This is a genomic window from Nitrosopumilus sp. b1, assembly GCF_014078545.1.
Classification (GTDB): domain Archaea; phylum Thermoproteota; class Nitrososphaeria; order Nitrososphaerales; family Nitrosopumilaceae; genus PXYB01.
This window is the reverse complement of sequence record NZ_MU078764.1, coordinates 1-3,365: the sequence shown is the minus strand read 5'-3', so window position 1 is coordinate 3,365 and position 3,365 is coordinate 1. Positions and strand designations below refer to the sequence as shown.

Genomic DNA, 3,365 nt, shown 5'->3' with positions numbered 1-3,365 from the left:
GCCTAAGGTCAAAGAAAACTGTGGCGTTGTAGGAATTTACAGCTTGGAAGGAGTAAACGTAATTCCAATGGCAATAGATGCACTTCGTGCATTGCAACATCGAGGACAAGAAGCATGGGGTCTTGCAATTCCAAATAAACCTCCACTCAAAAAACTCGGCCTTGTATCAAACTCTTCATCAGAATTTAAAAAAATTGCAGAAGAATATTCATCTCCCTGTGTAATCGGACATGTCAGATATTCTACAATTGGTAAAAGTAGCCTTGATAATGCACAGCCACTAAAGGTAAAGGACTTGTGCATTGCACACAATGGAACAATTGCAAATGTGCAAGAGCTATCAAACCTAGTTGGAGGATGTTCATTTACTCCACAAAATGCTAGTGACACTTTGGTTGCAGCACAACGCCTAGTCTCATTAATCTCTGAGAACGGCAAGATGGGAAAGGCACTATCTATTCTCAAAAATGAGATGGTAGGCTCTTATTGTTTTACATTTATCTCAGATGATAATTCTGTTTTTGCAGCACGTGATCCTAAAGGATTTCGTCCAATGGTTCTAGGTCACAAAGAAGACAGCAACACGTACATTGTTGCATCTGAATCATCAGCTCTTTCTGCAATTGGTGCACGATTAGAGCGTGATGTAAAACCAGGTGAGCTAATCAAGCTCAGCTCTGCAGGAATTGAAAATGAAATGTTCTCAGATGACAACAAACGAGCACATTGCTCATTTGAGTTCACATACTTTGCACATCCATCAAGTAACATGGAGGGCTCTAACATCTATCTATCAAGAAAAAAAATCGGTCAGTACTTGGCAAAAAAATTCCCAATCAAAGATGCTGACTTGGTAATACCCGTTCCTGACTCTGCTAGACCTGCTGCACTAGGTTTTGCACAAGAGCTTGGTGTTTCATTTGATGAAGGATTACTAAAAGACAGATACAGCAAGAAAGGACCGCTGCGAAGCTTTATTGAGCCCCACCAAAGCGATAGAATTGAAATTAACAGGTGGATTATTCCAATTAGAGAAATTATTGAAGGAAAGCATGTTGTAGTAGTTGATGATAGTCTAGTTAGAGGAACTAGCTCCAAGGCAATCATCAAAGCACTACGACGTGCAGGTGCAAAAAAAATTAGCATGGTGATAACATATCCTCCAATTCGTTTTCCATGTTATGCAGGAATTGACTTTCCATCACAAGAAGAGCTTGCAACATTTGATGGAGGAAAGCAACTATCAGAAGAAGCAATTACAGAAAAGGTTCGCTCTGATATTGGTGCAGACTTTTTGGGATACAATGATGCAGAAAACTTGGCAGATGCAGTTGGCATTCCAAAAGATTCGATGTGCTTTACATGCGCTACTGGAAATTACGAATCACTTGGCATTACACCAGAATTTAAAAGCCGCATTGAGATGAAAGGAGAATAGAAATGGAGACTGCGTACGTTTTAGTAAAAAGCATAATGGCACATGAGATGGAAGTCATGCACGAGATTCTAAAGATTGACCAAGTAAAAGAGGCAAAGGGTACCTTTGGTGTTTATGATATTTTTGTAAAAATTGAGGCAAAAAACTCACAAGAAATTGAAGACATTATTACAAAACAGATTAGAAAAATCCCAAACGTTACATCAACTACAACACTATCTGTAATTCCAGAACAAGACGGCAAGTAAAACTAATTCGCACTACATTTCTTTTGACTAGAAACCTATAGCAAAATCTTGGGATTTCTCATAATTGTATCACAATTTCGAGGTTTTGTGATTCCAAGCTTTATATGATAATCACACTCGAAGGCTCCAATGAATAAGAAAATTCTAGGAGCTTCTATAGCAGCTGTATTTGCAGTAGCTCTAGTAAGTTCTCCTATAATGGCTGACGCAATTACAGATCTAGTAAAGACCAAAATCAAAATTGATGACGATGAATACAAAAAAATTGAATTCAAACTAGCAGAAAAAGTTCCAGTTAATGGAGAAGTCTTTGGTGGATATGCAATATTTACTGATGGCGATGTGATAGTAGTTACATCTCACCAAGGTGCATATGATAGTGAAGCTCAAGATTTTGATAATGAGGAAACGACTTTTGCTTTGTGTACTCCAGAACAATTAGCAGCTGGATTATGTGGTCCTGAATGGCATTCACATCTAGTAAAACCAATTTCACATCCCAGATGTGAATTTGCAGCAGTTGGTGCTTTAACATTTGAAGAACCATCTGATGATACAAAAGCAAAGGGAAAGAAGATCAAACTCAAAGAAATTGAGATTGGAACTGACGAGTTTACAAATTCAATTACTGGTACAGAACAAGACTTTACAGCTGGTCATCCAACATCACCTGATGGTGTGGCATTTGATCTAAATGCAGCATTCAATGGTGATGGAAGTTTAGCAGCAGTTTGTATTGGAGATGTAATACCTCTTGATCCTCCAGGAGCTGTCAATGTGATTTATCAAGATGCAAGTGGTAATTCTATTGCTGATGCACTTTGTAGAGTATCTGGTACATCTGGAGTAGATGTTAAGGATTCAGGATTTACAAACGAAGATGGAGAAATACAGTTGTTTGTAGAACCGACCAGAACTAGTATTCTTGCTACGTGTTCAACTAGCAACTTGGCAAATGGTTGTACTGCTAGTCAAGGAGTCCTTACTCCAATAACATTGGTAGTAGTAGAGGGTGACTCTACAGACTGTACTTTTGGTCTCTAAATTCTTACCTTCCTTTTTATTTTTGAATTATAATTTAATCATATTTTATATGATAAAACCTAAAATTCTAGGAATAGAAGTTATGTCTATTAACAATATTCTCAATGTGATTGAGAAAAATGTCTAATTTGTAATCTTATGTGAGATGTTCATCATAACAACACATGTGCTTTAATGCAAATTTCGTAATGTATTGATTAGGTTTAGCACCAGATGACGATGAGCAAAACATACTGCCACGCTTTTGTCTGCTAAAACCATTTTTCTAAAAAAGACAAATCGTTCATCTTTGTTAAATACAAAATTTGTATAATATACAACATGATGACTGCATGGAAGTGTTACCGTTGTAACCTAGAATTCAAAGAAGAACTTCACGCTAAAATGCATCATCAAATTACAAATCATTCTGCAAGAACAATTGCCGTTTGTGCATAGAACATTTAGTTTGATAATTAAGGACTTTTTTTCATGGTTTTTCCTAATTAATTTAAATTTTCTAAATTCAAGATGATTGTGTTCTCAGTTATTTCGGTTTTTACCTTCACACCAAGATCATAAAATACTGTTTCATAGTATGTCTTAAAGAAAAGCGACCATTTTTCTCCCATACTGTGATGTAAAACGATTTTCCT

Annotated in this window: 3 protein-coding genes; all 3 read left to right on the top strand. The window is 36.6% G+C overall.

Features of this window, described 5'->3' with window-relative positions:
- The coding region (gene purF / locus C6988_RS10495) for an amidophosphoribosyltransferase (protein WP_255464477.1) at window positions 1-1,438 on the top strand (1,438 nt) is incomplete at its 5' end.
- 2 nt (window positions 1,439-1,440) lie between these two features.
- On the top strand, window positions 1,441-1,686 hold the full coding sequence (locus C6988_RS10490) for an Lrp/AsnC family transcriptional regulator (RefSeq protein WP_182135348.1): 246 nt from the start codon (window positions 1,441-1,443) through the stop codon (window positions 1,684-1,686).
- 129 nt (window positions 1,687-1,815) lie between these two features.
- Window positions 1,816-2,730 carry a hypothetical protein gene (locus tag C6988_RS10485; protein WP_182135346.1) on the top strand — a complete coding sequence of 305 codons (915 nt, stop codon included), beginning with the start codon at window positions 1,816-1,818 and terminating at the stop codon, window positions 2,728-2,730.
- The last annotated feature ends 635 nt before the right edge of the window (window positions 2,731-3,365 follow it).

Coding starts and splice junctions, on each gene's coding strand:
- C6988_RS10490 (WP_182135348.1), top strand. CDS start 1,441: ATGGAGACTGCGTACGTTTTAGTAAAAAGCATAATGGCACATGAGATG.
- C6988_RS10485 (WP_182135346.1), top strand. CDS start 1,816: ATGAATAAGAAAATTCTAGGAGCTTCTATAGCAGCTGTATTTGCAGTA.